This is a genomic window from Nocardia sp. CA-084685, from assembly GCF_050955785.1.
In the GTDB taxonomy this organism is placed as follows: Bacteria; Actinomycetota; Actinomycetes; order Mycobacteriales; family Mycobacteriaceae; genus Nocardia.
On the sequence record NZ_CP192094.1, the window covers coordinates 6,483,969 to 6,509,353 of the forward strand.

27 protein-coding genes are annotated in these 25,385 nt (G+C 66.3%); 13 read left to right on the forward strand and 14 right to left on the reverse strand.

All coding sequences use genetic code 11. The features are described 5' to 3' along the window. Positions 1-10: 10 nt before the first annotated feature. Positions 11-1,243: a CaiB/BaiF CoA transferase family protein gene (locus ACQP2U_RS28905; protein ID WP_433710349.1), complete on the reverse strand. Its 1,233-nt coding sequence runs from the start codon at positions 1,241-1,243 to the stop codon at positions 11-13. A 76-nt stretch (positions 1,244-1,319) separates the two neighbouring features. Next, a complete protein-coding gene (locus tag ACQP2U_RS28910; RefSeq protein WP_433710350.1) occupies positions 1,320-1,979 on the reverse strand; it encodes a TetR/AcrR family transcriptional regulator in 660 nt (219 codons plus the stop codon). Between the two features lie 84 nt (positions 1,980-2,063). On the opposite strand from ACQP2U_RS28910, the gene ACQP2U_RS28915 reads away from it, so the two are divergent. The 4 genes from ACQP2U_RS28915 (at position 2,064) to ACQP2U_RS28930 (ending at position 5,836) form a co-directional block, all read left to right on the forward strand. Next, a complete protein-coding gene (locus ACQP2U_RS28915) occupies positions 2,064-3,077 on the forward strand; it encodes a phosphotransferase family protein (RefSeq protein WP_433710351.1) in 1,014 nt (337 codons plus the stop codon). 17 nt (positions 3,078-3,094) lie between these two features. Next, entirely contained in the window at positions 3,095-4,414 is a 1,320-nt protein-coding gene (locus ACQP2U_RS28920; protein ID WP_433710352.1) for an acyl-CoA dehydrogenase family protein, read from the forward strand. Continuing rightward, complete coding sequence (locus tag ACQP2U_RS28925; protein WP_433710353.1) at positions 4,411-5,157, forward strand: SDR family NAD(P)-dependent oxidoreductase; 747 nt, start codon at positions 4,411-4,413, stop codon at positions 5,155-5,157. The genes ACQP2U_RS28920 and ACQP2U_RS28925 overlap by 4 nt, the downstream gene beginning before the upstream one ends. Before the next feature lie 79 nt (positions 5,158-5,236). Next, a complete protein-coding gene (locus ACQP2U_RS28930; RefSeq protein ID WP_433710354.1) occupies positions 5,237-5,836 on the forward strand; it encodes a cysteine hydrolase family protein in 600 nt (199 codons plus the stop codon). Positions 5,837-6,196: 360 nt separating this feature from the next. On the opposite strand, the gene ACQP2U_RS28935 is transcribed toward ACQP2U_RS28930, so the two are convergent. From ACQP2U_RS28935 to ACQP2U_RS28945, 3 genes are all read right to left on the reverse strand, one after another. Continuing rightward, positions 6,197-6,547 (reverse strand): hypothetical protein, encoded by a 351-nt coding sequence (locus tag ACQP2U_RS28935; protein WP_433710355.1) that lies wholly within the window; start codon positions 6,545-6,547, stop codon positions 6,197-6,199. A gap of 187 nt (positions 6,548-6,734) precedes the next feature. After that, positions 6,735-8,243 carry a class I adenylate-forming enzyme family protein gene (locus ACQP2U_RS28940; protein WP_433710356.1) on the reverse strand — a complete coding sequence of 503 codons (1,509 nt, stop codon included), beginning with the start codon at positions 8,241-8,243 and terminating at the stop codon, positions 6,735-6,737. Positions 8,244-8,254: 11 nt separating this feature from the next. Further along, entirely contained in the window at positions 8,255-8,566 is a 312-nt protein-coding gene (locus tag ACQP2U_RS28945) for a hypothetical protein (protein ID WP_397028176.1), read from the reverse strand. 290 nt (positions 8,567-8,856) lie between these two features. On the opposite strand from ACQP2U_RS28945, the gene ACQP2U_RS28950 reads away from it, so the two are divergent. Continuing rightward, positions 8,857-9,630 carry an enoyl-CoA hydratase/isomerase family protein gene (locus ACQP2U_RS28950; protein ID WP_433710357.1) on the forward strand — a complete coding sequence of 258 codons (774 nt, stop codon included), beginning with the start codon at positions 8,857-8,859 and terminating at the stop codon, positions 9,628-9,630. A 43-nt stretch (positions 9,631-9,673) separates the two neighbouring features. Then, positions 9,674-10,666, forward strand: coding sequence for an LLM class flavin-dependent oxidoreductase (locus tag ACQP2U_RS28955; protein ID WP_433710358.1), 993 nt, complete (start codon positions 9,674-9,676; stop codon positions 10,664-10,666). Positions 10,667-10,707: 41 nt separating this feature from the next. Here the strand turns inward: ACQP2U_RS28955 and ACQP2U_RS28960 are convergent, their stop codons facing one another. Continuing rightward, positions 10,708-12,222, reverse strand: coding sequence for an MFS transporter (locus tag ACQP2U_RS28960; RefSeq protein ID WP_433710359.1), 1,515 nt, complete (start codon positions 12,220-12,222; stop codon positions 10,708-10,710). 298 nt (positions 12,223-12,520) lie between these two features. Here ACQP2U_RS28960 and ACQP2U_RS28965 point away from each other — a divergent pair, with 298 nt between their 5' ends. Together ACQP2U_RS28965 and hsaA are read left to right on the forward strand one after the other, a co-directional pair. Beyond that, on the forward strand, positions 12,521-13,999 hold the full coding sequence (locus ACQP2U_RS28965; protein ID WP_433710360.1) for an aldehyde dehydrogenase family protein: 1,479 nt from the start codon (positions 12,521-12,523) through the stop codon (positions 13,997-13,999). 79 nt (positions 14,000-14,078) lie between these two features. Beyond that, positions 14,079-15,239 (forward strand): 3-hydroxy-9,10-secoandrosta-1,3,5(10)-triene-9,17-dione monooxygenase oxygenase subunit, encoded by a 1,161-nt coding sequence (hsaA, locus tag ACQP2U_RS28970; RefSeq protein ID WP_433710361.1) that lies wholly within the window; start codon positions 14,079-14,081, stop codon positions 15,237-15,239. A gap of 18 nt (positions 15,240-15,257) precedes the next feature. Here hsaA and ACQP2U_RS28975 read toward each other — a convergent pair whose 3' ends face one another. From ACQP2U_RS28975 to ACQP2U_RS29005, 7 genes are all read right to left on the reverse strand, one after another. Further along, entirely contained in the window at positions 15,258-15,797 is a 540-nt protein-coding gene (locus ACQP2U_RS28975; protein WP_433710362.1) for a flavin reductase family protein, read from the reverse strand. Positions 15,798-15,927: 130 nt separating this feature from the next. Beyond that, a complete protein-coding gene (locus tag ACQP2U_RS28980; RefSeq protein ID WP_433710363.1) occupies positions 15,928-16,830 on the reverse strand; it encodes an IclR family transcriptional regulator in 903 nt (300 codons plus the stop codon). Positions 16,831-16,910: 80 nt separating this feature from the next. After that, entirely contained in the window at positions 16,911-17,738 is an 828-nt protein-coding gene (locus tag ACQP2U_RS28985) for an NAD(P)-dependent oxidoreductase (RefSeq protein WP_433710364.1), read from the reverse strand. Then, positions 17,735-19,222: a class I adenylate-forming enzyme family protein gene (locus tag ACQP2U_RS28990; protein WP_433710365.1), complete on the reverse strand. Its 1,488-nt coding sequence runs from the start codon at positions 19,220-19,222 to the stop codon at positions 17,735-17,737. Before ACQP2U_RS28990 ends, ACQP2U_RS28985 begins: the two co-directional genes overlap by 4 nt. 37 nt (positions 19,223-19,259) lie before the next feature. Next, complete coding sequence (locus tag ACQP2U_RS28995; protein WP_433710366.1) at positions 19,260-20,453, reverse strand: cytochrome P450; 1,194 nt, start codon at positions 20,451-20,453, stop codon at positions 19,260-19,262. 17 nt (positions 20,454-20,470) lie between these two features. Next, positions 20,471-20,656 carry a hypothetical protein gene (locus ACQP2U_RS29000; protein WP_433710367.1) on the reverse strand — a complete coding sequence of 62 codons (186 nt, stop codon included), beginning with the start codon at positions 20,654-20,656 and terminating at the stop codon, positions 20,471-20,473. 152 nt (positions 20,657-20,808) lie between these two features. Continuing rightward, a complete protein-coding gene (locus tag ACQP2U_RS29005; protein WP_364342568.1) occupies positions 20,809-20,979 on the reverse strand; it encodes a hypothetical protein in 171 nt (56 codons plus the stop codon). Positions 20,980-21,019: 40 nt separating this feature from the next. On the opposite strand from ACQP2U_RS29005, the gene ACQP2U_RS29010 reads away from it, so the two are divergent. Both ACQP2U_RS29010 and ACQP2U_RS29015 read left to right on the forward strand, forming a co-directional pair. Then, positions 21,020-22,630: an FAD-dependent oxidoreductase gene (locus ACQP2U_RS29010; RefSeq protein WP_433710368.1), complete on the forward strand. Its 1,611-nt coding sequence runs from the start codon at positions 21,020-21,022 to the stop codon at positions 22,628-22,630. Between the two features lie 30 nt (positions 22,631-22,660). Continuing rightward, entirely contained in the window at positions 22,661-23,026 is a 366-nt protein-coding gene (locus tag ACQP2U_RS29015) for a hypothetical protein (protein WP_433710369.1), read from the forward strand. Positions 23,027-23,207: 181 nt separating this feature from the next. On the opposite strand, the gene ACQP2U_RS29020 is transcribed toward ACQP2U_RS29015, so the two are convergent. Further along, complete coding sequence (locus tag ACQP2U_RS29020) at positions 23,208-24,428, reverse strand: helix-turn-helix domain-containing protein (RefSeq protein WP_433710370.1); 1,221 nt, start codon at positions 24,426-24,428, stop codon at positions 23,208-23,210. A 205-nt stretch (positions 24,429-24,633) separates the two neighbouring features. Between ACQP2U_RS29020 and ACQP2U_RS29025 the strand changes: the two genes are divergently transcribed. The 3 genes from ACQP2U_RS29025 to ACQP2U_RS29035 are packed head-to-tail and all read left to right on the forward strand — an operon-like array spanning position 24,634 to position 25,349. After that, a complete protein-coding gene (locus ACQP2U_RS29025; RefSeq protein WP_433710371.1) occupies positions 24,634-24,927 on the forward strand; it encodes a hypothetical protein in 294 nt (97 codons plus the stop codon). Next, positions 24,924-25,106, forward strand: a complete 183-nt coding sequence (locus ACQP2U_RS29030) for a hypothetical protein (protein WP_433710372.1) — start codon at positions 24,924-24,926, stop codon at positions 25,104-25,106. The genes ACQP2U_RS29025 and ACQP2U_RS29030 overlap by 4 nt, the downstream gene beginning before the upstream one ends. 21 nt (positions 25,107-25,127) lie before the next feature. Further along, a complete protein-coding gene (locus ACQP2U_RS29035) occupies positions 25,128-25,349 on the forward strand; it encodes a hypothetical protein (protein WP_433710373.1) in 222 nt (73 codons plus the stop codon). Positions 25,350-25,385: the final 36 nt, after the last annotated feature.

The following is a 25,385-nucleotide window of genomic DNA, read 5'->3' on the forward strand; positions in this document are numbered from 1 at the left end:
TGCCTGCCGGTTATGTGACCGCGCCGTCGATCTTGAGCGCGATCAGCTCCTCCTCGGTGAGACCGAGCTCGAGCAGGATTTCGTCGGTATGTTCGGCGAATTGCGGTGCCCGCGTGAGGGTTACCGGCGTCTCGTCGAACTGGACCGGGTTGGCGACCAGTTCACGGTCGACGCCGTCGGCGTCGACCACCGCAACGATCAGATCGTTGGCACGCAGCGACGGATCCTGACCGACCTCCCACGCGTTCTGCACCGCCGCCCATTGCCCTTCCCCGCTGCCGAGAATCTCGACCCACTCGTCGAACGAACGCGCCGCGATGATCTCGGCGACGAGCTCGGCGGCCTGCGCAGCATTGGCCATCAGCTTCTCGGTGCTGTCGAAGCGGTCGTCGGCGGCCAATTCCTCGCGACCGGCCAGCCTGCAGAATTCGGGCCAGTACCGGCCGGGTTGCAGCATCGACAATTCGAGCCACCGCTGGTCCGCAGTGCGGTATGCCCCGATGAGCGGATTCGTGGCCGAACCGTGCCGCGGCGGCGTATTCACCGGCAGCGGACCACCGTTCATCAATGCGAGATTCACCGTGAACTGCGTCGCCCAAGCGCCGACGCCGAGCAGCGAGACGTCAACGACCGACGGTTCCCCAGTCATCTTGCGCGAGTAGAGCGCGGCCGCGATACCACCGGCGATGGTCATGCCACCGATCGAATCGCCGTAGGCGCCCGCGGGCATCCGCGTCATGCGGTCGGCGCCTGGCGGCGTTACCCCGGCCGCGCTGCCGCCGCGCGCCCAGAAGGCGGTGCTGTCGTAGCCGCCCTTGGTCGCCTCCGCGCCGCGCACACCGAACCCACTGCCCCGCACATAGATGATGTCCGGATTGATCGCGCGCACGTCCTCGACATCGATCCCCAGTTTCGCCCGCGCCTGCGGCAGGAAGTTCGTCAGGAATACGTCACTGGTGCGGATCAACTCCTCCAGCACCCGGCGCGCGGACGGCTTCTCCAGCGCCAGACCGACACTGCGTTTACCTCGGTTCGGCCCCTCCATAATCGGGAAGAACGACGATCCGGCACTGTTCGCCTCATACCCGAGCACCCGGACCAGTCCGCGCTGGGCATCGCCGCGTTCCGCGTGCTCGACCTTGATCACGTCGGCGCCCCAGTCCGCGAGTACCGCACCCGCCGCCGGGACGAAGGTGAACTGCGCGACCTCGAGTACGCGCACGCCCTGCATCGGTTTGTGCATCGAACCAGCTCCTCTAAGCGTCGGTAATTGAAGAAGAGTATCCGCTATTCAATGGACATCACAAGGTTGTCCGGCGTCAGACCGCATCGACCACCCCATGGTTCGGTGGCACTATCCAGGCCACGAGATGCTCGACATCCGCGGCCGTCGGCACCCGCTCGGTCCACAGGAACTGCTCCATGACGGCGAAGATCGCACAGGCGGCGACCATGGCGTCACGCTCCGGATCCGGGCTCCCAGCCGCACGGAGCGGGCCCGCGAGCAGCTCGGCGATCCGGCGACGCAGCTCGACTCCGCCGAAGGCCGAACGCCCGTCACGGGAGGTATTGCGCAGCACAGCCCGGGTCGTCGCGGCCACCTCCTGGTCGACCGCCTGCCGGAAAACCACCTGGACACAGGCCCTGACCTGGTCGACCGGGTCGGTATATCGAGCACATCGGCGACGGATATGACCAATCAACCGCCGGGCTCCGTCGTCGGCGATCGCGGCCATGAGATCGTCCTTGCTCCGGAAGGCACGATAGAAGGCGTCATTGGAAACCCTTGCCCGGCGCACGATCTCGACGATTCGCGGATTCCCGTTCGGATCATCGCGCATCAGCTCCATGCCCGCGTCGAGCAGGCGGCGCACCTCGTCCCGTGCGATCGCATAGCGATCCCCCGTTCGCCGCCGCACCGCCCGCGCCACCAGGGATTCGCCATCGACCGGGCCGTCCTCGACGTGTGGACTCGTCATATAAAAGAGTGTACTGTTCGAATACCGATTCACCAGAATCGTTTTCTTGCACGGTGGTATGGCGTTCTGTCGAACGGAGTGGGCATGGCCGAGGGGTCACAGGTGGTTGGACCGCGAATCGGCATTGCCGATCCCGCCGATATCGCGCGGCGCGCCGCCGCGGCGATCGGCCGTCCACTGCACGAGCTGACCCAGCTGACCGGCGGCACTTCCAGCCTTACCTACTCGGCCGTGACCGACGAGCGCGTTCGCGTCGTGGTCAAGGTCGCCCCGCCGGGTCTCGAACCGGTCCGGAATCGGGATGTGCTGCGCCAAGCCCGCGCACTCACCGCACTCGCCGAGGTGCGCGATGTAGCCGTGCCGACGGTGCTCGGTTCCGACCTCGGCGCACCGCCGGAGATCCCGCCGCTGTTCGTCATGTCCTTCGCGGACGGCGAAGGTTACGAACCCCGCCATATCGCGCTCGAACGTCGCCCCGCTCCGAACGAGGTGCACGCACGGGCCGCAGGGGCCGCCCGCATGCTGGCGGCCCTGCACACCGTCGGGCCCGCGGAATTGGGGATCGACGAACCCGCGGTCACCCTCGACACCGAGGTCGAGCGGTGGCAGCGGGCCTTCGCCACCTGCGAACCGGACGCGAAGCTCGACGAAGTCAAGTGCCGGACTCTGCTCACCGCGGCGATTCCGAAGCCACTGCCGCCCGCACTCCTGCACGGCGACTGGCGGCTGGGCAATATGCAATGCGTCGGGACCGAGATCCGGGCGGTGATCGACTGGGAGATCTGGTCGGTCGGCGATCCGCGCCTGGACCTGGCGTGGCTGCGACTGATGTCCGATCCCGCCCATCCGACGGCGATCGCGCCCGCGGCCCCGACACTCGAACCCGAAGAACTGCTCGCCGTGTACGAAATGGCGACCGGCACACCGGTCGCCGATCTCGGCTGGTTCGACGCCCTGGTCCGCTACAAACAGGCCGCCGCCTCCGCGCTGCTGGTCAAGAACGCCGTACGCCGCGGCCAGGTCACCGAGCGAGTGGAACGGATGCGCCACGGCATCCCGCCATTGCTCATGGCCGCCCGCACCTACCTCACCCACTGATCCCTTTCGGAGGACAGATGCTGGATTTCACGATCGAACCCGAGTTCCAGGCCAAGCTGGACTGGGCCGCCGAGTTCGTGCGCAAGGAGGTCGAGCCGCTGGACCTGCTGTTCCCGCACGGCGGCGACCCGTACGACACCGGCAATGAAAAGGCTCGTGCGATCCTGCGGCCGTTGCAGGAGCAGGTCCGGGCGCAGGGCCTGTGGGCCTGTCACCTCGGCCCCGAACTGGGCGGGCCGGGCTACGGTCAGGTCAAACTCGCCTATCTCAACGAGATACTCGGCCGGTCCTATTGGGCGCCAACGGTTTTCGGCACCGCCGCACCGGACACCGGTAACGCCGAGATCCTGGCCATGTTCGGCACCGAGGAGCAGAAGGCCCGTTATCTGCAGCCGCTGCTCGACGGCGAGATCGTCTCCACCTTCTCGATGACCGAACCACAGGCGGGCGCGGACCCGAAGGAGTTCGTCTGCCGCGCCTGGCGTGACGGGGACGAATGGGTGATCGACGGCGAGAAGTGGTTCTCCTCCAATGCCAGGTACGCGTCATTCCTCATCGTCATGGCCGTCACCGATCCGGACGCACCGCCGCACGCCCGCATGTCGATGCTGATCGTGCCCGCCGAGACGCCCGGCATCGAAATCAAGCGCAATGTCGGCACCATGGATGAGCGCGACGCCCTCGACGAGGGCATCCACGGCTACATCCGCTACCACCAGGTCCGGGTTCCGCTCGACGCCATGCTCGGCGCACCCGGCGAGGGCTTCGAGGTGGGCCAGGCGCGTCTCGGCGGCGGCCGCGTCCACCACGCCATGCGCACGGTGGGCAAATGCACCCGCGCCTTCGACATGATGTGCGAGCGCGCGCTCTCGCGGCGCACCCAGGGCACTCTGCTCGCCGATAAGCAGGCCGTGCAGCAGTTCATCGCGGACTCCTGGATCGAGTTGCAGCAGTACCGATTACTGGTGCTCAACACCGCCTGGATCATCGATACCCAGCCGCACGGCGCCGCCCGCACACAGATCGCGATGTGCAAGGTCGCCATGGCCAAGGTGCTGCACGACATCATCCAGCGCGCGCTGCACCTGCACGGCTCGCTCGGCACCACCAATGAACTGCCGCTGGCCAAGTGGTGGATGGCCGCACCGAATCTCGCCCTGGCCGATGGCCCGACCGAGGTGCACCGCACCACGGTCGCCAAGCAGATGCTGAAGAAGTACCAGCCCACCGAGGGGCTGTTCCCCAGCGAGCACATTCCGCCGAAGCTAGAGGATGCGCGAAAGCGCTACGCGCACATCATCAATGACGACAGCCTGAGCGGTGGGGTGAACGCATGACGGCGGGGCTGTTCGACCTGTCCGGCAAGGTCGCGCTGGTCACCGGCGGCAGCCGCGGCCTCGGCCTGGAAATGGTGCGCGCCTTCGCCACCGCGGGCGCGGATGTGGTGATCACCAGCCGCAAACTCGAGGCCTGCGAGGCGGCCGCCGAGGAGGTTCGCGATTTGGGGCGGCGCGCCCTGCCGTTCGCCGCGCACGTCGGTCACTGGGACGATCTCGGCCGACTCACCGACGCGGCGTACGCGGAGTTCGGCAAGGTCGACATCCTGGTCAACAATGCGGGTATGTCGCCGCTGGCGCCGTCCTCGGAGGAGACCAGTGAAGAGCTGTTCGACAAGGTGATCGGGGTCAATTTCAAGGGCCCGTTCCGGCTCGCCTCACTGATCGGGCGGCGGATGGCCGACGGCGACGGCGGCTCGATCATCAATATCTCCTCCTCGGGGGCGTTGCTGCCGCAACCGCGATTCGGCCCTTACGCCGGGGCCAAGGCCGCACTTAATGTGCTGACCACCGTCTTCGCACAGGAGTACGGCCCGAAGGTGCGGGTGAACACCATCTCGGCGGGCCCGTTCCTCACCGATATCTCCAAGGCCTGGGCGGAGGAGAAACGACACACCATCCGCAGTGCGCTCGGCAGGCCGGGTAAGCCGGAGGAGATCATCAGCACCGCGCTGTACCTCGCCAGCGATGCCTCCAGCTACACCACCGACGCACTGATTCGGGTGGACGGCGGGCTGTACTGAGCGCTGATCCGATTGCCGGACAGCGGAATAAATACTTCCGGTGGCGAATAGCTTCGCTCTCGGACCGAAAGGTGATCACATGCCAGTGACCGAAATAGATGCGCACACCGCGCTGGTCGTCGTCGACCTACAGGATGCGGTGGTAGCGCTGCCAACCGTGCACTCCGCGAAGTCGATTGTCGAGCAGTCGAGCCGGCTGGCCGACGCGTTCCGGAAGCGCAACCTCCCGGTCGTACTCGTCACCGCGGCCGGTGTCGCACCCGGCCGTACCGACGCGAGCCGCGGCGGCGGGGCGGGCCGACAGTCCGGCGGTGCGGCCGCTAGTTCGGCGGCCGAGGCGATCGCACTGCTGTCCGAGTTGGGCCCGCGCCCGGGTGATCACACCGTGATCAAACGGGTCTGGGGCGCGTTCCACGATCCCCTGCTCGCGGCGTGGCTGCGCGAGCGCGACGTCACCCAGGTCGTGATTACCGGTATCGCCACCAGCATGGGCGTCGAATCGACCGCGCGTGGCGCGCACGAATACGGCTTCAGCGTCACGATCGCCACCGACGCGGTGACCGATCTGGATCAGGAAGATCACGACTACGTGCTGCGCAAGGTGTTTCCCAAGATCGCGGAAACCGGCACCACCGACGAGATACTCGCCCTCCTCGACAGGTCCACGATCAGCGGATGAATCTCGCCGAGACGGCGGCCTGGACCAACCTCCGGACCCACCAGGGCGACCTGCGCAAAACCCCGCTGCGCGAATTGTTCAGCCGGGAGTACCGGCACGCCCGAAAGTAACCGACGGATCCACCGCACGGACAGCGGTCTTCGCTGCCTACGTCGCACCAGGATGCCCGACAGGATCCGGGCGACGGCGACGCTGGCGGCCGCGATAGCGAAAGCCACGGAATACGCAGTTGCCGAGGGCATTTCGAGACCCTCGACCCGCATTGTGAACGCGGCGACCGACATCGACGTTCCGGGGGTGCCTCACCGCGTTCGCGCTATCGGCGCGCCCGATCCATATCGCCCGTCTAGATCGGCGGTATCAGCCCAGCAGTTCCATCGCCTCGTCCAGCAGCAGCGGGAGGGCGGGCAGCATGCGTTGGTGCATGTCGTTCCACTGGCCGGACTTGCGGCCGCGTTTGATCAGCAAGGCGGTCGCGGCGGACTCCTTGTATTTGGTGAGCGCCTCGAACCACGGCAGTTCCCGCAGGGCGGCGCCGCGCGCCTCCTGGTAGGCGTCGACCAGTTCGACCTTGCCCGGTATTCCGGTCGGCTCATCGGATACCGATGCGGGATGCGCGGCCTCGTACCCTTTCGTCGATACGATCGGCGGACCATATGTGCCGGCTCGCGTTTCAGCGACAGGCTCACGACGTCGTAGCTGCGCCTCCACACAAGGCTCTGAGCGAGAAGGTGTTTCGCGACTGCGGTCGGCGCGGTGGCGATCAGATTGCAGGTGCCCTACGAGCGGATGCGCATCTCGGCGAGAGTGTTGCGTGCGTCCGGCCGGTCGAACCGCACCCATGCGACGGCCCCCTCGACCGTGGCGTCGTGCGATACCGGTCCCGGATGGCTGATACTCACCCGGCGGTCGGCTGACGATCGGCCGTCAGCGCCGCGACGATATCCCGGCGTACCAGCTTGCCGGTCACGGTGCGCGGCAGTTCCGGCCAGTAGGTGATGCGATCGGGAGTCTTGGAGCCGCGCAACGTCTTTCGCACCTGTGCGCGCAGTTGCTCGGCATCGACGTCCACCCCGCTGCGCGGCACGACAACGGCCTCGATCCGCTGACCCCACTCCTCGTCGACCACACCGACGACCACCGCGTCGAGCACGTCGGGATGCCGCAGTAGGACATCCTCGATCTCGGCGGGCGCGATATTCTCCGCACCGCGGATGATGGTGTCGTCGATGCGGCCCTCGATATAGAGATAGCCGTCGGCATCCAGGCGGCCGTGGTCACGGGTGTTGAAGTAACCGCGTTCGTCGACCGAGGCACCGTGCCCGGCGTATTCACCCGAAACCTGCTCGCCACGCACCCAGATCTGGCCCGGCACCTCCGGTGCGGCGGGCGCACCGGATTCGGTACGAACCTCGAGCTCGATACCGGGCACCGGCCGACCGGCCGAACCGATGCGGGCGCGCACCGCGGGATCATCGCTGGCGACGGCCGCGCGATGCTCCTCGGGCCCGAGCACCGAGATCGTGGACGAGGTCTCCGTCAGCCCATAGGCATTGACGAAATCGACATGCGGCCACTCGCGCAGCGCGGTCTCGATCACCCGTACCGGCATCTTGGCACCGCCGTAAGCGAGCCCACGCAACGACGGCACCGAGCGGTCCAGCCCGTCACCGTCCATGATCCGGGCGAGCATGGTCGGCACGACCATCGCATTCGTTATCCGCTGCCCGCGCACGAGTTCGAGCCACTGCCGCGGTGTGAACTGTTCGAGGGTGAGCACCCGACGCCCGGCATACAGGTTCGTCACAACATTCGACACGGCCGCGATGTGGTACGGCGGCACGCTCATCAGCGCGGCCTCGTCGGCGTCCGCGCCCGCGAATTCCACCGTGCCGAGCACATACGACACCAAGTTGTGGTGCCGCAGCACCACACCCTTCGGCGCGGATGTCGTGCCGCTCGTATAGATCAATACCGCCGGTGTTTCCGGAGCCGCCGCAACCTCGTCATGGTCGCCACCGGCATCGGCCGCGGTAGCCATCCACTCTTCGGGACTGCGCACCGACAGCCCCGCCCGACGCAATGCCTCGGCCTGTTCAGGATCTGCGATACCAAGTGCGCGTGGGTGATTCGCCAACAACGCGTCCAGTTGCTCCGCACCGAGGCGGTAGTTCACCGGCACCAACGGCACACCCGCCTTGGCCGCCGCGAACAGCGCCACCGGGAAGGCCGGACCGTTGACGGCGAGGTAGACGATCGCGTCGGCACCGGCCGCACGAACTATCCGCGCACCACCGGCGGCAAGTTCACGCAGCCGAACCGGAGTCAGTCCATCGTCGGTCCGCCCGACCACGATTCGGTCGCCGAAACCGTCGGCCGCCATATCCAACAGCATCGCTATGTTCATCGATGCGCTCTTCAGTCCGAGGCTGGCAGCGGCTTGGCGTTCTTGAGCGGCAGCGCGACGCCGTTCACCGCCAGCGTGCCCTGACCCGCCTTGGTGCAGAGCAATTCCACACCGAGTTCCTCATCGGCATAGCGCTTGCCGAGCTGCGAACCGCCGAGCTGTTCGGGATCCGCGGTACCGGCGGGGACGCCGTCAGGACCCTTCGGATCGACCATGGCCGCACCACCGCAGGTGATCTCCAGATCGACCTGCGGAGCGCGCACCACAATGACCGTCGTCGTGTCTACCGTGCTGGCGAGCGTCTGCCCCACGCGTGGCTTCATCGCAACTTCCTCCGTGGATCTCGTCGTGCATCTGGCCTCGACCGCCGGCGTGACGAACACATCCGAACGACCGAGACCAGAGAAGAGTATACGACTTACGTAACATCCGCAGCAGCCCGAGGAGTCGGGCGGCCTGCCGCTATTGCTTGTGTACCAGATATTAAGCGGTTCGATTCGAACCGCGACCAGCACGCACTCCAACGTGGTAGGTAGGACAATTTGTTACACTCTAATCCGACCGCTCTCCGGAGCGCCGCATTCAGCCGACCCACGAACATCGGAGTTTCCGGATGGAGCTGAAAACCGTCCTGTTCGACCTGACCGATCACGTCGCGACGATCACCCTGAACCGACCGGAAGCGATGAACAGCTTCAACCAGGAGATGCTCGAGGACTTCGACCGCATCTGGCAGCGGGTGAAGGCCGATGACGATATCCGTGTCGTCGTGCTGCGCGGTGCGGGCGAGCGCGCATTCTGCACCGGTATGGACGTCAAGCAGGGCGTCGACCGCCATGCCAATGTCTGGTCGCAGACCGATCCCGGCGAGAAGTTGTCGCCGAAGCTCAATCAGGTGTGGAAACCGCTGGTCTGCGCGGTGCACGGAATGGCGGCCGGGGGCGCGTTCTACTGGCTGAACGAGGCCGACATCATCATCTGCGCAGAGGATGCGAGCTTCTTCGACCCGCATGTCAGCTATGGGCTGACCGCGGCGCTGGAACCGATCGGGCTCGCGCGCCGCATTCCGCTGGGTGAGACGTTGCGCATCGCGCTGCTCGGCCTGGACGAGCGCCTGTCCCCCGAGCGCGCCATGCAGATCGGCCTGGTCAGCGAGATACTGCCGCGCGATCAACTCTGGGATCGCGCCGACGAGATCGCCCGCATCATCGCCGCCAAACCACCCGCTGCCATCCAGGGCACGGTCCGGGCGATCTGGGAGTCGCTCGACACCGGCCGCACCCAGGCACTGCGCACCGGCCTGTCCTACACCCAGATCGGAAACCCCATCGGCAAGGCCGAAGTCGATCGCGCAGCGGTGCCGCGCAGCAAATGGACGCTGCGCTGACGCGCATCCATCACCGATCACAGAAGTCCAAGAGGAGAATTCGATGAAGTTCGGCATGCCGTGGCCCGGCCGCGACGTCGGGAGGGAGGCCGAGCAGGCCGGTGCGCAGGCCTTCTGCACCGGAGACTTCGTCGACCACGACGCCTACCTGACCGTGGCCGAGATCGTCGCCAATACCGAACGCGCACTGGTCGGTCCGGCCATCGCCTACGCCTTCGCGCGTACCCCGTACGCGCACGCCACCGCGCTGCGTCAACTGCACCGCCAGGCGCCCGGCCGATTGTTCCTCGGCCTCGGCACCGCCGCATTCCGGATCAACCGCGACTGGTTCGGCGTCCCCGCCGATCGTCCCGTGGACCGGATCGCCGAGGCCATCGATGTGGTGCGCGCCTGGCTGCATGCGGAAAACGGCGAAAAGATCCAGTACGCCGGGGAGTTCTACTCGATCGACGCCGATGTCCGGGCTCCGGTGCTCGGCCGCCTCGATATCCCGGTGCTGCTCGCCGGATTCAACAGCCGGATGGCCGCCACCGCGGGCCGAGTCGGCGACGGTGTGATCGGCCACGGCTTGTTCACCCGCGCCTGGTGGAACGACATCGTGCGCCCTGCGGTCGACCGCGGCGCGGCCGATAGTGGTCGGAGCCCACTCGAACACGGTTGGATCATCACCGCCATCGATGACAACGCACCGGAACGCGCCGTCGCCGACGCGAAGCGGATGATCGCCTTCTACCTCACGGTGAAGACCTACGACCCCTACGTCGCCCATCACGGTTGGGAAAGCCATGTCGCACAACTGCGTTCGGCATTCCGGGCGGGCGATGCCGACGGCATGGTCAAGGCGGTCACCGACGAAATGCTCGCCGAGATCGCGCTGTGCGGGACAACCGCCGACGCCCGTGCGGCCCTCGCGCGCCGCGCCGACGCACTGCCCCGCGATGTCGGCTACTTCGCCCCACCGTCGTATCTGGTGAGTCCCAAACGTCGTGCGGCATATGCTCATTCCAGCCTCGCCCTGATCGGCACCACACCCTGAGAAAGGACGGCCGCGTTCGCACGCGGCCGCCCTCGACTCGATCAGTGCGCCAATGCCGGAGCCTGGGCATCCTGCGCGACAGGTGCCGGAAGTTGCTCGATCTTACGGGGCAGCAGCACGGCGAGCAGCGCGCCGATGGCGCAGGCCACCGCGCCGATCAGGAACGCGACCTGGAATCCCTTATCCGTGTAAAGCACCGCGCCATGGGTCATTTCGAGTGGGATCGGTGCGGCATACGAATTGTTCAACACGGTGAACGCCACCACCGGCAAGACCGCAGCGATGACACTCTGCGCGGCACCCGCGACACTCGCCGTACTGGCTTGCAACTGCGGCGGAACCGCCTCGATCAAGAGATTCGGAACCGATGCGTAGCCCAGCCCCATACCGGTGCCCGCCATACCCGCGAACACGAGCAGCAGCGCCTTGTCGTCATGCTTTGCCGCGATGAGCACGAACGCGAGCGCGAACAGCAGCAGGCCGGCGATCATCAGCAACCGCGGCCGAACATTGCGGCCGACCAGAATGCCGACCACCACACCGCCGACCACGACCATGCCGCCGATGGGTGCCTGGAAGACCGCGAATCCCTTTGCGCTGACACCGAATCCGTAGCCCAGTCCGACTGCGGCGGGCGTCATCACCATCATCGGCAGCAGAATCGTGATGAGCGCGCTGCAGCCGTAGCACATGCCAGAGCCGATGGAGATCAGCAGGACCGGCCGCCTGCGCACCACATCCAGATCGAGCAGCGGGTCGCGCACGATTCCGGCCGACACCAACCAGGCCACCACCAAGAGGGCGCCGCCGACGAGGTACGCGAGCGTCGAGCCGTTCGTCCAGCCCCAGCTGGGACCGAAGCTGACCGCGACGAGTATGCCCGCGATACCGAACCCGAGCAGCAGCGCACCGGCGAAGTCGATCCGCGACCGCACCCGCACGGTGGATTCGCCAGTGGTGAGCGAGATCAGGGTGCCGAAGACCGCGAGCCCGATCACGAACAACCAGAAGATGCTGCGGAAACCGTAGTCGTCGAGCAGCCAGCCGGTGATGAACGGAGCCGGTATCGCGATGAGTCCCAAGCCACTGGTGGTAACGCTGACCGCCAGCGCGACCGTCTTCTTCGGGAACACATCCCGAATCAGCGAGTAGGCCAGGAAGACACACGGCGTGAGCACCCCCATCAACGCCCGGCCGGCGATCAGCATCGCGTAGCTGGTCGCGACCGCGGAGACCAGTGAGCCGAGCACCGAGACGGCGACGCAGGCCAGCAGGATCTTCCGCTTGCCGTACATATCGGCCAGCTTGCCGAGCAACGGACCCGTCACAGCCCCGACCAGCAGGAATGCCGTCAGCAGCCAGGCACCCTGAGTCGTCTGGAAGTGCACGGAGATTTCCGGCACCGCCATAGACACCATCATGTAGCTGAGGGTCAGTATCTCGAGCGTCAGCACGACCGAGGCCAGAGAGAGCACCAGCCGCGGCGTCCATGACTGTGCGGCATCGGGCGTCCGTGCGACATCGGGCGATTCGTCGAATTGCATTGTAGGGCTCATAGAACGAGTCCTTTCGGGGGCTGCCACGGAGCTCTCGTTTCCGACTCGCACCGAGCAATCGAGCCGTGGCTTTGGTTTGGTGATCGCGTTCGCCCTGCTCGGAGTGGGGCGAAGACGTACGCGACAGCACACCCCTGTGCGGCGGGTCACACAATCACACTTTCCACTCAGCGGCAATTGGACAATCGACTCAGCCAGTTCGGCTATTCAGTACACTTTTAAGACGCGGCGTGCGGGCGGCAGCGCAGGTGAGCCTGCCCAGAAGTCCGACGCAGATCCGGCAATCAGGAGACCGAACATGACCACGGCGTACTCGTTCTCGACGCAGCTCTACATCGACGGGCACCGCACCGACGGCGAATCGGACGAGCTCATCAATGTGCGCAATCCCGCGACGGAGGACACGATCGCCTACGTCCCGCAGGCCTCGATCCCGGATGTGCGTCGCGCGATCACGGCCGCGCGCAAGGCATTCGACGAAGGTCCATGGCCGCGGATGAAGCCCGCCGAGCGGGCCGCGGTGCTGCTGCGCATGGCCGAGGAAATGGAGCGCCGCCTGCCCGAACTCGTCGACGTCAATATCGCCGAGGCGGGTTCGGTCCGCTCGTTGGCCGAAACCCTGCAGACTCGGGTGCCGGTTGCCCATCTGCGCGATATGGCCGAACGCGTCATGCCGACCTTCGCGTGGGAGCGCCCGATGGAACCCACGATCGCGCCGGGTATCGGCATCTCCCAGGGGCAGATCCGGCGCGAGGGCTTCGGGGTCTGTGCGCTGATCGCGGCCTACAACTTCCCGTTCTTCCTCAGCATGATGAAGGTGATCCCTGCGCTTGCCGCCGGATGCACCGCCGCCCTGAAGCCCGCGCCGACCACCCCGCTGGAATCCCTGCTCATCGGTGACTTCGCCGATGCCGCCGGTCTGCCACCTGGCGTGCTGAATATCGTGACCGGCGATATCGACGCGGGTCGGGAGCTGACCACCAATCCGATGGTGGACCTGGTCAGCTTCACTGGATCGGACACCGTCGGACGGATGGTCTACACGCAGGCCGCGAGCTCGATCAAGAAGGTTGTGCTCGAGCTCGGCGGCAAGTCCGCCAATATTGTCCGCGCCGATGCCGACCTCGACGGTGCGGTCCGCTCCGCACTCATGGGCATGACGGTGCACGCGGGCCAGGGTTGCTCGATTCTGACCCGCACGATCGTGCACGAATCCGTCCACGACGAACTGGTCGCGCGGCTGCGCGTCGCCCTCGCCGGTGTTCGGGTCGGCGATCCAGCCCACGAATCCACCACGATGGGGCCGTTGATCACCGCGGCGCAGCGTGAGAAGGTCGAAAAGCTGATCCGTGTCGGCGAGGAGGAGGGTGCGCGGATCGTCGCCGGTGGCGGACGCCCGACCGGTCTGGACAAGGGCTACTTCGTAGAGCCGACTCTCTTCATCGATGTCGACAATTCGATGACAATCGCCCAGACCGAGTTCTTCGGCCCGGTGGGCGTCGTGATTCCGTTCCGCACCGACGACGAGGCGGTCCGCATCGCGAACGACAGCCCCTACGGTTTGGCTGGGGCCGTCTGGAGCGCCGACACCAAGGCCGCCTACGACATCGCGGCGCGCGTGCGCGCGGGCGCCGTAGCGATCAACGGCGGCAGTGCGGGGGTCAACCCGCGCTCGCCGTTCGGCGGATATAAGCAGAGCGGAATCGGCCGGGAATGGGGCGAATTCGGGCTGGACGAATTCCTGCAGACCAAGGCCATCAGCTGGGCCGCCCGCTGATCGGCCGGGCAGTGTCGGCGCCTGTTACGCTCCGCCGTGGAGCCACTGGCGTAGGGGGCGCGGACACGAAAGAACCGGCATGAACGCAGAGGTAGCCGCGGCGGTCAGCGAACTGCTGCCAACACTGGCCGAACGGTCGGCGCGGGTCGACGAGTCCGGTGAGATACCGGCCGAGACGATGACCGATCTGATCGGTACCGGCATCTTCCGGCTGCTGCGGCCGAAGTCCCAGGGCGGGCTGGAGGCCGATCCCCTGGACTTCTACGACGCGGTCCGTGCGGTCGCCACCGCATGCGGTTCGACCGGGTGGGTGACGTCGGTACTCGGCCTGACCCCTTGGCATGTGGCGCTTTTCGACGAGCGCGCGCAACGTGATGTGTGGTCGGACGATCCGGACGCATTGATCTGCTCGTCCTACGCACCGGTCGGCAGATTCGTTCCGGTCGCCGGAGGTTACGAAGTCTCGGGCCAGTGGCGATTCGCCAGCGGTTGTGCGCACTCGTCGTGGGCGCTGCTCGGCGGCACCATCGTGGCCGAGAACGGCCAGCCGGTGGATATGGTCAGCGGGCTGGTGCCCTGCATCGACTATCGGATGTCGAAGGTGTGGGATGCGGCCGGACTGCGCGGCGCGGGCAGCGACGATCTGTACGCCGAGCGGATTTTCGTTCCGGAACACCGGGTAACGCGGTTCTACGACATCGCACGGCTGGAGAGCCCGGGACATAAGGCGAATCCCGGCCCGCTCTACCGGATGCCATACGGAACCATGTACACCTACGCGAACAGCTCACCCATGGTCGGCATGGCACAGGGCTGCCTCGATGTCTTTCTGAGCCGGATGCGCGACAGTAACCGGCTCAGTTTCGGTGGCGGCAGTATCACCGCGGATCAGCCGACCGCGGCCGCGCGGGCCAGCGCGGAAATCGACGCGGCCATTCTGCAGATGAGCCGGAGCCTTCGCGATTTGTACGCGTGCGTTTGTGCACGACAGGAGATTCCGCTGGAGCTGCGGTTGCGCGCGCGTCGTGATCAGGCGTGTGGCGCCGAACGCGCGTTGACCTCGATCGATCTGGTGTTCGCGGCGACCGGTGGGATGCTGCTGCGCCGTCGCAATCCGATCGAGCGCGCCTGGCGTGACGCACATATCGCGGGCATTCACGCATCCAACGATGTCGGCACGGCGTTGACGCTCTACGGGCGCGGGACATTCGGATTGCCGGTCGACGACATGTTGGTGTGAGTCCGAATCCGGACCCGGTCACCACCAGCCGACGAGACGATCCATCAGCAGCGTCGCACTGGCGAGGTAGTCGCCGTACCCGCCGCGGAAGAAGAGCAGCGGTGTTCGCACCGACTCGATGTTCAGATCGCTGACCCGACCGACGACCAGATAGTGGTCACCGATTTCCACCACGTTTTCGAGCTTGCAGTCGACCCATGCCACGATGCCGTCCAGCACCGGATTGCCCAGCGGTGACGGTGTCCAGACCACGCCCTCGAAACGGTCAGATCCGCGAGCCGACAATCGGCGTGACGTCGGCTCCTGGTTGCCCGCGAGCGCGTTGGCGCAGAAGCCGCCCGCCTCCTGGATCATCGCCAGCGTCGATGAGGATCGGTTCACCAGAAAAGACACCAATGGCGGCTCTAGCGAAACCGAGGTGAAGGTGCCGACGATCAACCCGTGTGGACGACCGTCGGATGCCGTGGTGGTAATCGCGACAACACTCGTCGGAAAATGTCCCAGCACGTCGCGGAAGCGCCTGGCGCCCATCGACACCGGATCCGGAAGCGGACTCATAGGGGTCCTCACCTCTCTTGCGGAAGGATCGAGCCGACGGCCCACTCCGAACGCAAGTTTGGTCAGGAAACCGGGTGGACCTGGGGCTCTTTCCGCTCAGCGGAAAGCGGTCCGGATAGGCGCGGGGACCTCAGAACCACTCGCCACGTTCGCCGAGCGCGACGATTCGTCCGACGGTCTCGGTGAGTGCCGGGAGCTGCGGCTCATCCCGCACCACGACTGGTTCGAAGCGCGCCGAATGTTTGCGCGCGGTGTCGCCCATCAGCTTTTCCGATATCGCGTGCGCGGTATTGGCGACCAGCGGTGCCAGCCGCTCGAGCGGTGCTCGCACATCGCCGACGAGCGAAACCCCGCCGACCGGCCCCTTGGGACCGCGCACGGCCGCACCGACACAGGCGATGTGCTGGAAGCATTCGCCGCGCTCGAAAGCCAGACCGCGACGCGCACGAATGCGAATCAACTCTTGGTGCAGGACCTCGAGATCACCGATGCTGTGCGTGGTCCGCTTGACCAGGACATCGCGGTACAGATCGTCGATCTGTTCCGGCGACAGCCACGCCAGCATGCTCTTTCCGACGGCCGTGCAGTGCGCGGGGACCCTGCCGCCGACGACGGACGGCACCTGGACGGCGGCCTTGCCACCGAACTTGTCCAGGTAGTATGCCTCGGCGCCGTCCAGCACGGCCAAGTGCACTACCATTTCGGTGCGCACCGACAGGTTGTGCAGGAGTGGGAACGCGGCGGTGCGCAATGCACCGTGTCCCTCTTCCCGGCCGCCGAACCCGAGCGCCCGTTGACCGAGGCCGTAGTCCCGACCGTTGCGCTCGAGCCACCGCAGCCGAACCAGCTGTTCCAGGATGCGATGGGTCGTCGAGCGCGGCAGATTGGTGCGTCCGGCAACATCCTCGAGCGAGAGCCGGATTTGCGGGCCACCGAACGAATCCATGATCAGTGTCATCCGCTCCACCATCGACGGTGGCGCCTCGTGCCGTTCGGAGGTGGCGACCGCATTGTCATTCACCACTGAGGCCATTGGCCAGCCTCCTTCTTGGAGCTCGAACCTCAGGCGCGAGTGTAGCGAAAGAGAGCCGCTGTGTAATGGTGATATCGGAATTAAGTTTCCTCTTTAGGGGCTATATCGCCGATGTCGATCGGTCCGCCGCAGGCCGCGCCGAGCAGACCCGAGAAATCTACGCCGGAATCGGTCAATGCGGCTCGGCAGGCGGCGACGTCCTTATGCAGAAAAGGTGCGACCGCGGCGGCGAAGGATTCCGATCCGCCACGGTTGGCGATATAGCGTCCAGCCGTCGTACCGCCACTGCTCACCGCGAGCGCCTCGAGCATTACGTCTTCGTCTATGCCCACCCCGCGGCCCAGAGTCAGGCCTTGCAGGGTGAGCTGTGAGACCGCGGCGAAGAGCAGGTTGTTGATCAACTTCATCCGCAGCGCCGACCCCCTCCCACCGGTTTCGATGACCGTTCCCGCATAGCACTCGACGACCCGTCGCGCGATCGCGACGTTTTCCGGCGTGCCACCGAGGAAGACCACCAGCTCACCCGCGCGCACCGCCTCCGGTGTGCCACTGAACGTCGCGTCCACGAGCGCGGCCCGTCCGGTCGGCGCGAACCGGTCCAGACTGTCCAGCACCTCCGGCGTCCCTGTGGTGTGCGACAGCAGTACCGTGCCCTCGCCCATCGCGCCGACGACCTCGGGCAGCAGCGTGGATATCTGATCGTCGCCGAACAGGCAGCTGACGACGACATCCGCGGCCGCGATATCCCGGGCCCGATCGACGGGCTCCGCTCCGAGTGCCCCCAGCCGGTCCTGAACCTCCGGCCGCCGCGCGTACAGCCGGACCCGGTGCCCCGCCGCCAGTAATCGCTCCACCATCGCCGCACCGATCCGGCCGGCGCCGATGAATCCGATCGTCGGTGCCGTCATGATCGGCTCCTTCGCTGCCGCACGATGTCGAGCAGTTCCATCCTGCTCACCTTGCTCGATGGCGTGCGTGGTAGCTGGTCCAGGACCACCACGTGCACCGGTACCTCGTACGGCAGCAGGTGAGCGCGACAGAGTTCGACGAGTTCGTCGCTGTCGGGAGGTATGAGTCCGGGTTCGGTTTCGATCGCGGCCACGGGTACGTGTCCGAGGCGGGCGTCGGGCAGTCCGGCCACCGCGGCCTCACGCACCGCCGCATGTGTCTCCAGAACTCGCTTGACGGTCTCGGGCTGGACTTTGAAGCCGCCGCGGATGATGGCGTCGTCCGCACGACCGACAATCCAGAGGAAGCCGTCGACATCGATCCGCGCCAGATCGCTGGTCTGGACCCACTTGCCCGCACCCGCCGCGGTCTGCGCGGTGCGGACCTCGAGCCGCCCGGTCGTCCAACCGCCGAGTTCGGCGCCGTCCTCGCCGGTCACCCGCAACTCGACGCCCGGGAAGGCGCGACCGGCGCTGCCCGCCTTCAGGTCCCACCACTGTTCGTGCAGCGGCAGCGTCCAACCCGCCACCGCGCCCGCGAATTCGGTGGCACCGTAGGTCATCAGCACTGGGATGCCGTAGGTGCGAAAGAACGAGTCCGCCAACTCTTTCGGGCATGGCGCTGTCCCGGAGGTGACGACCTGTAGGCTCGCCAGCCGCGCCCGCGACACTCCGGAATCGAGCACCGCCCGCAATGCCGCGGGCACCAGACTCACGGCCCGCAACCGATGCCGCTCCACGGCGCTGACCCATGGTTCCAGGACGAACTTGGGCATGAGAATCATCCGCCGACCGGTGGCCAGGCACGCCAGTGCCCGCCACAGGCCGCCGATGTGCACCAGCGGCGCGTTCACCAGTACCGCGGAGGTGGAAAGCAATCGGTCGTCCCGGGCCGTCTGCCCGCCGGAAGTCAGTGCCTGATCCAACTGCTCGGTCCGTAGATGCACGCGCTTCGGCGCGCCGGTCGTCCCCGAGGTGAGCATTTCCACCACGGTCCCCGGATTCGTCACGGCGGACGCGCGGATCGTGCCGCTCACGCGTCGCACCGAACCGTCGTCCCGCAGTTCCAGGGCGAAACCGGCCGTCGTCGCGGCATCGAGTACGCCGTCGCGGGCCAGCAGCACCGATCCGCACACAACCGCGGGCAGGTCACAGGCGATGATGTCGGCGGCCAGCCGCGGCGCCGGTAGCAGCGGAGCGAGGAGTACGACGCATCGACCGGTCGCGATCAGCGCGGCGACAACCGCGACATGTTCCGGCCGGTTCTCCAGGACCACGCCGACTCGGGATCCCGCGCCCAAACCGGCGGATTCCAGTGCATCCACGACCGAGCGCGCGGTGGTCTGGATCCGACCCCAGGTCCACCAAGTCTCCTCGTGCTCGATCGCTTCGGCATCGGCGGGAGCCTCGGCGAGCAGTCGGTTCAGCCGGTCACGAATTCCCACGTGGTAATGCCTTTCGTATCGGGTGCCGAGCCGTGGTTCACCATTCGAGGCGCAAGGACATCAGGCCATACATGTTTCCGGTCTGCTCGAGCTGCTGTCCGGGCGCGATCCGGTACTCCGGTATCCGCTTGTGCCACTCCTCCATCGCCACATTCAGCTCCAGTCGAGCTAGGTGCGAACCCAAGCAGCGGTGCGGTCCCGAACCGAAGGCGATGTGGTTGTTCGTGGCGCGCCGCAGATCCACCTCGAGCGGATTGTCGAACCGCTCGGCATCCCGGTTGCTCACCGCGAGCGGCAGCATCACCATGTCGCCGGACTTCACCGGACAGCCGCCGATCTCGGTATCCCGTGTCGCCTTTCGTGCCGGAATGACGAACGAATAGACACGGAGGACTTCCTCGACGCCATTGGCGATCAGCGACGGGTCGGCCACGATGGCCGCGCGATCCTCATGATGCGCGGCGAAGTGGTACATGGCCCAGCCGATGGCGATGGGGACCGTATCGAAACCGGCCTGGAACATCAGAATGCAGAACGCGTGCATATCGGCGTCGCTGAGTAGCTCGCCATCGATGCGCCAGCTCATCATGCGCGACAGCAGATCATCGCGCGGGGCGTCGCGGCGCAGCGCGATCTGCTCTTCGAAATAGGCCGACGCAGCAGTCATCGCGGCAAGCTGGCGACGGTGGTCGGGATCCTCGGCGTGCGGCAGGTGCAGCATCTCGTGGACCCATTCCAGGAATTGGTCCAGATCCTGCTCGGGCAGTCCCATAAGCCGCATGAAGATCAGGGTCGGGAACCGGCGCGCGAATTCGTCGAGAACGTCCGCGGCACCCTTCGGCAGCAGCCGGTCGATCATATCCGCCGCGATCTTGCGGATCTCCGGCTCGCGGGCGGCGACCCACTTGGGCCCGAACTCGCTGCCCAATAGCCGTCGCCACTTGGTGTGCAGCGGTGGATCCAGCATCTCCGGAATCCACAGGAATTTCGGATTCGGCTCGAGCACCGTCACCGAGGTGCTGGAGAACGTCCGCCAGTCCTGTAGCGCCTCTTGGATCGCCTGGCCGTCCGTAATGACCCAATAACCCTGTGCGACAGTGCTTCTGAATGCGGAGTGGGTGCTGGCGAGTCGGTCCCACTGCTCGTGATGGCTCAGCAGCGGGCCCGATAGTCGGTTGTCGAAGTAGTAGGCGGGCACACCCTCGTGGGCGCCTCGGGACTCGAGCGTCATGATTTTCCTCTCGTTGGTCACAATCCGGCCGACGGCGTGGTCGACAGGAACGCGCCGCCCGGACCGACATCGAGGGCCTCGCCGTACCACGTCTGCCCCCACTGCGATTCGGGGATCGAACGCCACAGATCCGGCGTCCCCAGGTTCAGGCCACCGGCGTGGGCAATCTGCGGGCCGGGATCGTAGTCGTGCGAACCAGCCATACGAGCTCTCCTTCGAGTCGGAATGTCCTGCTGGCTGGCAAGTTTGAGCGGGAAACCGGGCAGCGCACGCCGGACTTTCCGAACACTGGGACGCGCTGGCTCCCGACGAGCCACCGTGGACCGCTCTCCCACCGCGACCGGCGCCATCCCGCTCAGCGGAATCCCGCACTCGACCCGACATCGCAGGTCGCACACTCATCCGACATCCGAATTCCCGTGAACCAGGTCACCCCACCGGCCATATCGCGTCGCGACCGGCTGCGGCAGATCAGCGAAACACCGCGGTGCACGAAGGGCTCGGCGGCGTCAGCCTGCGTCGCCACGCAAGGGACCGGAGCGCCTCGATTCGACAAGGAGAACGCAATGCCCGCTGACGAGGAAACCTACGACGTCGTGGTCGTGGGGTCCGGAGGAGGTGGCCTGATCGCCGCCTATACGGCCGCCGCGCGCGGGCTGCGCACACTGCTGCTGGAAAAGTCCTCGCTGATCGGCGGTACCACCGCGTATTCCGGTGCGGGACTGTGGTTTCCGGGCAGCGCCCCGATCGCGCGCGCGGGCATCGAAGATGATCCCGAGGCCGCCCGCACCTACCTGCGCGACGTTGTCGCCGACAACTCGCGCGAACCGCTGCAGGATGCCTATCTGCGGACCGCGCCCCAGCTGATCGACGACCTCGAGCAGAACCCGCTGTTCGGGCCCTTCACCTACCAGCCCGTGCCCGAATACTTCTACGGGCGTCCCGGATCCACCGCCACCGGGCGAACCATATTCCCGCAGGAAATCTCGGTAGCCGAACTCGAGGAACTCGCCCCGCTCATCCGGCGCTCCGTCCCGGAAGAACGCTGGGGTATCGACGAAGGGCCGGTGCTAGTCGGCGGCCGCGCGCTGATCGGCCGGGCGCTGAAAGCCTTCCTGGCAACGGGCAACGGCTCCTACCTGCTCGAAACCGCCATGACCGACCTCGTTGTCGAGGACGACCGGGTCACCGGTGTGGTGGCGGTCAGCGGCGGCCAGCGCCGTACATTCCGCGCCACCCGCGGCGTGATCCTGGCGGCGGGCGGCTTCGAACACAACCGTGAGATGCGCGAGCAGTATTCGCCCGTGCCGCTCACCGGCGAATGGTCCCACGGCGCGCCGGGCAACACCGGTGACGCGATCCTGGCCGGTCGCGCGATCGGCGCGGCCACCGACCTGCTCGATGAGGCCTGGTACGTCCCGGGGGTGGTGCAGCCCGACGGTCGGCCCGTCTTCCATACCGGCACCCGCGGCGGGATCTGGGTCAATGCCGAGGGCGAGCGCTTCATGAACGAGACGCAGCCCTACGATCGCGCCGGGCACGAAATGGCCCGGCTGCAACTCGAAACCGGCGTTACGCACAGCACCGCGCACTGGGTCTTCGACCACCGGCAGCTCGAGCGTGACGGCTTCGGGGGCGATCCGGAGCAGCCGGTGCGTCCGGAGTGGTTCGCATCGGGCGCCTTGCGCCGCGCCGACACTCTCGAAGAATTGGCCGATCTGATCGGCGTGCCGCCGGAGAAACTGCGCAAGTCGATCGAGGAGTTCAACGGCTATGCGAAATCCGGTGTCGACGAGCGTTTCCATCGCGGCGAGGCGCCGTGGGACCAGATGTTCCAGTACATCGTCGGTTACCCGGCCGATCCCCGGCAGAACTACATCGTGCCGCTGGCGACCGACCTGCCCAACCCGCTGCTCATCCCCGTCGACACCGCGCCCTACTACGCGGCCACCGTCGTGCTGTCCGATATCGGAACCAAGGGCGGTCTCGTGACCGACGAGCACGCCCGCGTACTCCGCTCGGACGCGACGCCGATCGAAGGTCTCTACGCGACCGGCAACACCATGGCGGCCATGTCGGGCGGCGCGTACCCCGGCGCCGGAACACCGATCGGTTCGAGCCTCGTCTTCGCCTATCTCGCCGCACTCGACCTCGCCGGTAATACCCAATTGCCCTGAGCCACAGCGCATTGCGATAAGGAGTCGGAAATGGCACCAATACCCGCACCCGTGCAGGCGACCTTGTCGGGAAGGTCGTTCCTCTCGGCCACCCTCGACAGCGTGCATCGTTGCCCGGCCCGATCCGACTATATCGACCTGCGTTTTTCGACCTCGGCGGGATTCTGGCAGTGGTGCTTCCCCGAACCGCCGGGAAGCCGGCGCGCCGACCAGAGGGGGGCCGTACCGCTCGCGCTGACGTTCGGGCGGTACGGCGCCCAGGCCCATCTCGTTCGAGACGACGAGCTCGGGCCCGCACTGCCGAGTTCCGCGGCGCTGCCGCTGATTCTCGGCAACACCTACATCCTGATCGAACGCCGACTCATAACTGCTGACACGGGTGCCGCAACCGCCTGACTACCATCGAATATTTACTCGAGCGCCGGTATGCAGGCGTCTGGGGAGGGCGATCGCATGAGCGTCGACAGCTGCTCGCCAAAGCGTTCACCGGTCGCCGGATCAAGCATGCGTTCGGCCGCGGTAATGGATGCGGTGCACATCGATTTGTCCAGGTGTGCAGCGTGGCCGTGGGACTGCCTCACACGGGCACAACGCCGACCCGCTGCGCCAGCCGACCGAGATCACCGGTCGTGAGATCGCGCCGCGCGGTGCGCATCATGTGCCCGACGAGCTCCCGCACTGGAGACATAGTGCGGACATGCTGGGGCGCAGCGTGTTCGGCCCGCAGCAGTGCGTACAGCGAATCCCGGTAGTTCTTCTGCATGGCGTGCGCCTTGCCGATCTCTACGAAGTATTGCGCGCGCCGCCCCTCGTTCGGCAGATCAACAGGGGAAAGGCTCGGCGCGAGGGCGAGTACCTGACCGGGCTCGCGGCGTTCCATCGCGGCCGACATGCGCCACAGCTGGACGTTCGCCGGGACGAACGAATCGTTGTGTGCCACAGATGTATTCTGTTCGGCTCCGGCCAGCCTGTCCGCCTGTTCGGCTGCCTCCACGAGATGAGGTTCCGGGTCGCCGCCCATTGTCGCGGCCACCATTGATGCCTGAAGGTGCAGCATCCCGTACGTCTCGATCTCGCCGACCGTGCGCACATCGGCCGCGATCTTCTCGGCGGTGTCCATCGTCGTGGCTAATGCGGCAGGCAGCGCACCGGGACGCGACAGCATGATCTGACCTTGACTGAACGCAGCCGCAGCGAGCGGGGCTGGTGCACCGACATGTTCGGCTGCCCGTTCGGCCTCCTGTGCCGCAGTCCAGGCCAGAGCATGATAGCCGCGCGCCCGCAGCGCCGATGCGACGCCGTAGGCCACGACTCCTAATACGTCCCATGCCCTTTCGGCGTTCGCGCTATCGGTATCGCGAACATGCCGGTAGGCGTCGGTCAGCATCGGTGCGAGCATCGGCCCGAGCGCTACGTAATCGCAGTCATTGCGGAGCTTGGTCGCCGTGCGCGTGAGCGCTGCCAGCTCGTCCAGAGTGCACGGCGGTCGGGTATCGGTCACGTTGCCCCGTGCCCACAGCACCGTTTCCAGTTCCGGCACTGCCGCGTGGAAACCGGCCGTTGACGGGTCGAGCCGGTCTTGCTCGTGACCGGTCAGGTCGCCGATGGTGGCCCCCAGCGCGGAGGCCAGGGCCAGCAGCGTGCGGCGGGAGTCGATCGGCCGTAGTCCTGCCTCGTACTTCGCGATCACGGATCGGCTGATCCCGACCCGGTCGGCGAGCACCTGTTGCGTGATGCCCCTCCGGGCGCGAATCTGGCGCACCCGCTGACCGATGTAGGTACCCGGTTCGTCGATCATGTGCGCTCCCTGCGCTTTCCCTGTCGCGTGTCCACGCTTCATCAAGGCACATGATACGTGCGTTGTCCCTGTTTACCTCGTTTGTTCCATCACGGAACAGAGTTCGGTGCCTGCGTTGCAAAGCTCCAGTGCAAGCCCCGCCGCCGGGTGTCGGTTTGCCTCGGCGGTGGGTGCACACCAACCGGACAGCGGAAGGCGCAGGGGAATGGAAGCGCTCGCGTGGTTAGACCCGACATCACCGACGTCGGAATGGGACGAGGCCCAGATCCGCCGTCTGGCACGGCGATTGGGCTACGTGCTGCACTGGGCCGACGCGGGCTCGGCGCTCGGTCTGGTCGAACAGGCTGCCGGGCTAGGCGTCGACGTGGTGCTGTTGCCGTCCTCGGCGCACCTGGACGCGCAAACCCTGAATCGACTGATGGGGTTTGCCGACGTCGAATGCGCTTGCCCGCGTGAGTCTTTCGCACGCTGGACAGCGCTCGGCGGGGTGCACCGATGATCGCGCTCGGGTGGGCCGTCGTGTTCGGTCTGCCGTTCCCCGCACTGGATTACGACGCACCGCTCACTGTCGGTCCTGACATCCACACGCTGCTGCAAGTGCTCGACGGCCTCACCGCTGCCGATGCTGACGCTCGTGCGTTGGGTGCCCAACTCGCCCATAAACCGTGGAGGAGGTGATGCGCCCCAGAGGCGCGCTTCATGACAGCACGTTCCACATCACCTCGCCCCGACGAGGACGACGTTCATCTGTCGGTCCACTTGCACGATGTGCGAATGGATTTCGCTGCCTGTCTGACAGCGGCATTGCTGTTCGTGAAGGACTGGCGCATATACCACTATCACGACGCCGTAGCCATCATCCCAGGCGACACCGACGGCCTACCCCGCCTCCCGAATGAACGCCTGTACCTCGAGCCGTGAACGCCATCGGACCTTCATCAGCGCCTCAGCGCTCCT

What these genes read in the sequence shown, in the direction of transcription:
- ACQP2U_RS28905 (WP_433710349.1), bottom strand. Translation starts at nt 1,243, where the DNA reads ATGCACAAACCGATGCAGGGCGTGCGCGTACTCGAGGTCGCGCAGTTC.
- ACQP2U_RS28910 (WP_433710350.1), bottom strand. Translation starts at nt 1,979, where the DNA reads ATGACGAGTCCACACGTCGAGGACGGCCCGGTCGATGGCGAATCCCTG.
- ACQP2U_RS28915 (WP_433710351.1), top strand. Translation starts at nt 2,064, where the DNA reads ATGGCCGAGGGGTCACAGGTGGTTGGACCGCGAATCGGCATTGCCGAT.
- ACQP2U_RS28920 (WP_433710352.1), top strand. Translation starts at nt 3,095, where the DNA reads ATGCTGGATTTCACGATCGAACCCGAGTTCCAGGCCAAGCTGGACTGG.
- ACQP2U_RS28925 (WP_433710353.1), top strand. Translation starts at nt 4,411, where the DNA reads ATGACGGCGGGGCTGTTCGACCTGTCCGGCAAGGTCGCGCTGGTCACC.
- ACQP2U_RS28930 (WP_433710354.1), top strand. Translation starts at nt 5,237, where the DNA reads ATGCCAGTGACCGAAATAGATGCGCACACCGCGCTGGTCGTCGTCGAC.
- ACQP2U_RS28940 (WP_433710356.1), bottom strand. Translation starts at nt 8,243, where the DNA reads ATGAACATAGCGATGCTGTTGGATATGGCGGCCGACGGTTTCGGCGAC.
- ACQP2U_RS28945 (WP_397028176.1), bottom strand. Translation starts at nt 8,566, where the DNA reads ATGAAGCCACGCGTGGGGCAGACGCTCGCCAGCACGGTAGACACGACG.
- ACQP2U_RS28950 (WP_433710357.1), top strand. Translation starts at nt 8,857, where the DNA reads ATGGAGCTGAAAACCGTCCTGTTCGACCTGACCGATCACGTCGCGACG.
- ACQP2U_RS28955 (WP_433710358.1), top strand. Translation starts at nt 9,674, where the DNA reads ATGAAGTTCGGCATGCCGTGGCCCGGCCGCGACGTCGGGAGGGAGGCC.
- ACQP2U_RS28960 (WP_433710359.1), bottom strand. Translation starts at nt 12,222, where the DNA reads ATGAGCCCTACAATGCAATTCGACGAATCGCCCGATGTCGCACGGACG.
- ACQP2U_RS28965 (WP_433710360.1), top strand. Translation starts at nt 12,521, where the DNA reads ATGACCACGGCGTACTCGTTCTCGACGCAGCTCTACATCGACGGGCAC.
- hsaA (WP_433710361.1), top strand. Translation starts at nt 14,079, where the DNA reads ATGAACGCAGAGGTAGCCGCGGCGGTCAGCGAACTGCTGCCAACACTG.
- ACQP2U_RS28975 (WP_433710362.1), bottom strand. Translation starts at nt 15,797, where the DNA reads ATGAGTCCGCTTCCGGATCCGGTGTCGATGGGCGCCAGGCGCTTCCGC.
- ACQP2U_RS28980 (WP_433710363.1), bottom strand. Translation starts at nt 16,830, where the DNA reads ATGGCCTCAGTGGTGAATGACAATGCGGTCGCCACCTCCGAACGGCAC.
- ACQP2U_RS28985 (WP_433710364.1), bottom strand. Translation starts at nt 17,738, where the DNA reads ATGACGGCACCGACGATCGGATTCATCGGCGCCGGCCGGATCGGTGCG.
- ACQP2U_RS28995 (WP_433710366.1), bottom strand. Translation starts at nt 20,453, where the DNA reads ATGACGCTCGAGTCCCGAGGCGCCCACGAGGGTGTGCCCGCCTACTAC.
- ACQP2U_RS29000 (WP_433710367.1), bottom strand. Translation starts at nt 20,656, where the DNA reads ATGGCTGGTTCGCACGACTACGATCCCGGCCCGCAGATTGCCCACGCC.
- ACQP2U_RS29010 (WP_433710368.1), top strand. Translation starts at nt 21,020, where the DNA reads ATGCCCGCTGACGAGGAAACCTACGACGTCGTGGTCGTGGGGTCCGGA.
- ACQP2U_RS29015 (WP_433710369.1), top strand. Translation starts at nt 22,661, where the DNA reads ATGGCACCAATACCCGCACCCGTGCAGGCGACCTTGTCGGGAAGGTCG.
- ACQP2U_RS29020 (WP_433710370.1), bottom strand. Translation starts at nt 24,428, where the DNA reads ATGATCGACGAACCGGGTACCTACATCGGTCAGCGGGTGCGCCAGATT.
- ACQP2U_RS29025 (WP_433710371.1), top strand. Translation starts at nt 24,634, where the DNA reads ATGGAAGCGCTCGCGTGGTTAGACCCGACATCACCGACGTCGGAATGG.
- ACQP2U_RS29030 (WP_433710372.1), top strand. Translation starts at nt 24,924, where the DNA reads ATGATCGCGCTCGGGTGGGCCGTCGTGTTCGGTCTGCCGTTCCCCGCA.
- ACQP2U_RS29035 (WP_433710373.1), top strand. Translation starts at nt 25,128, where the DNA reads ATGACAGCACGTTCCACATCACCTCGCCCCGACGAGGACGACGTTCAT.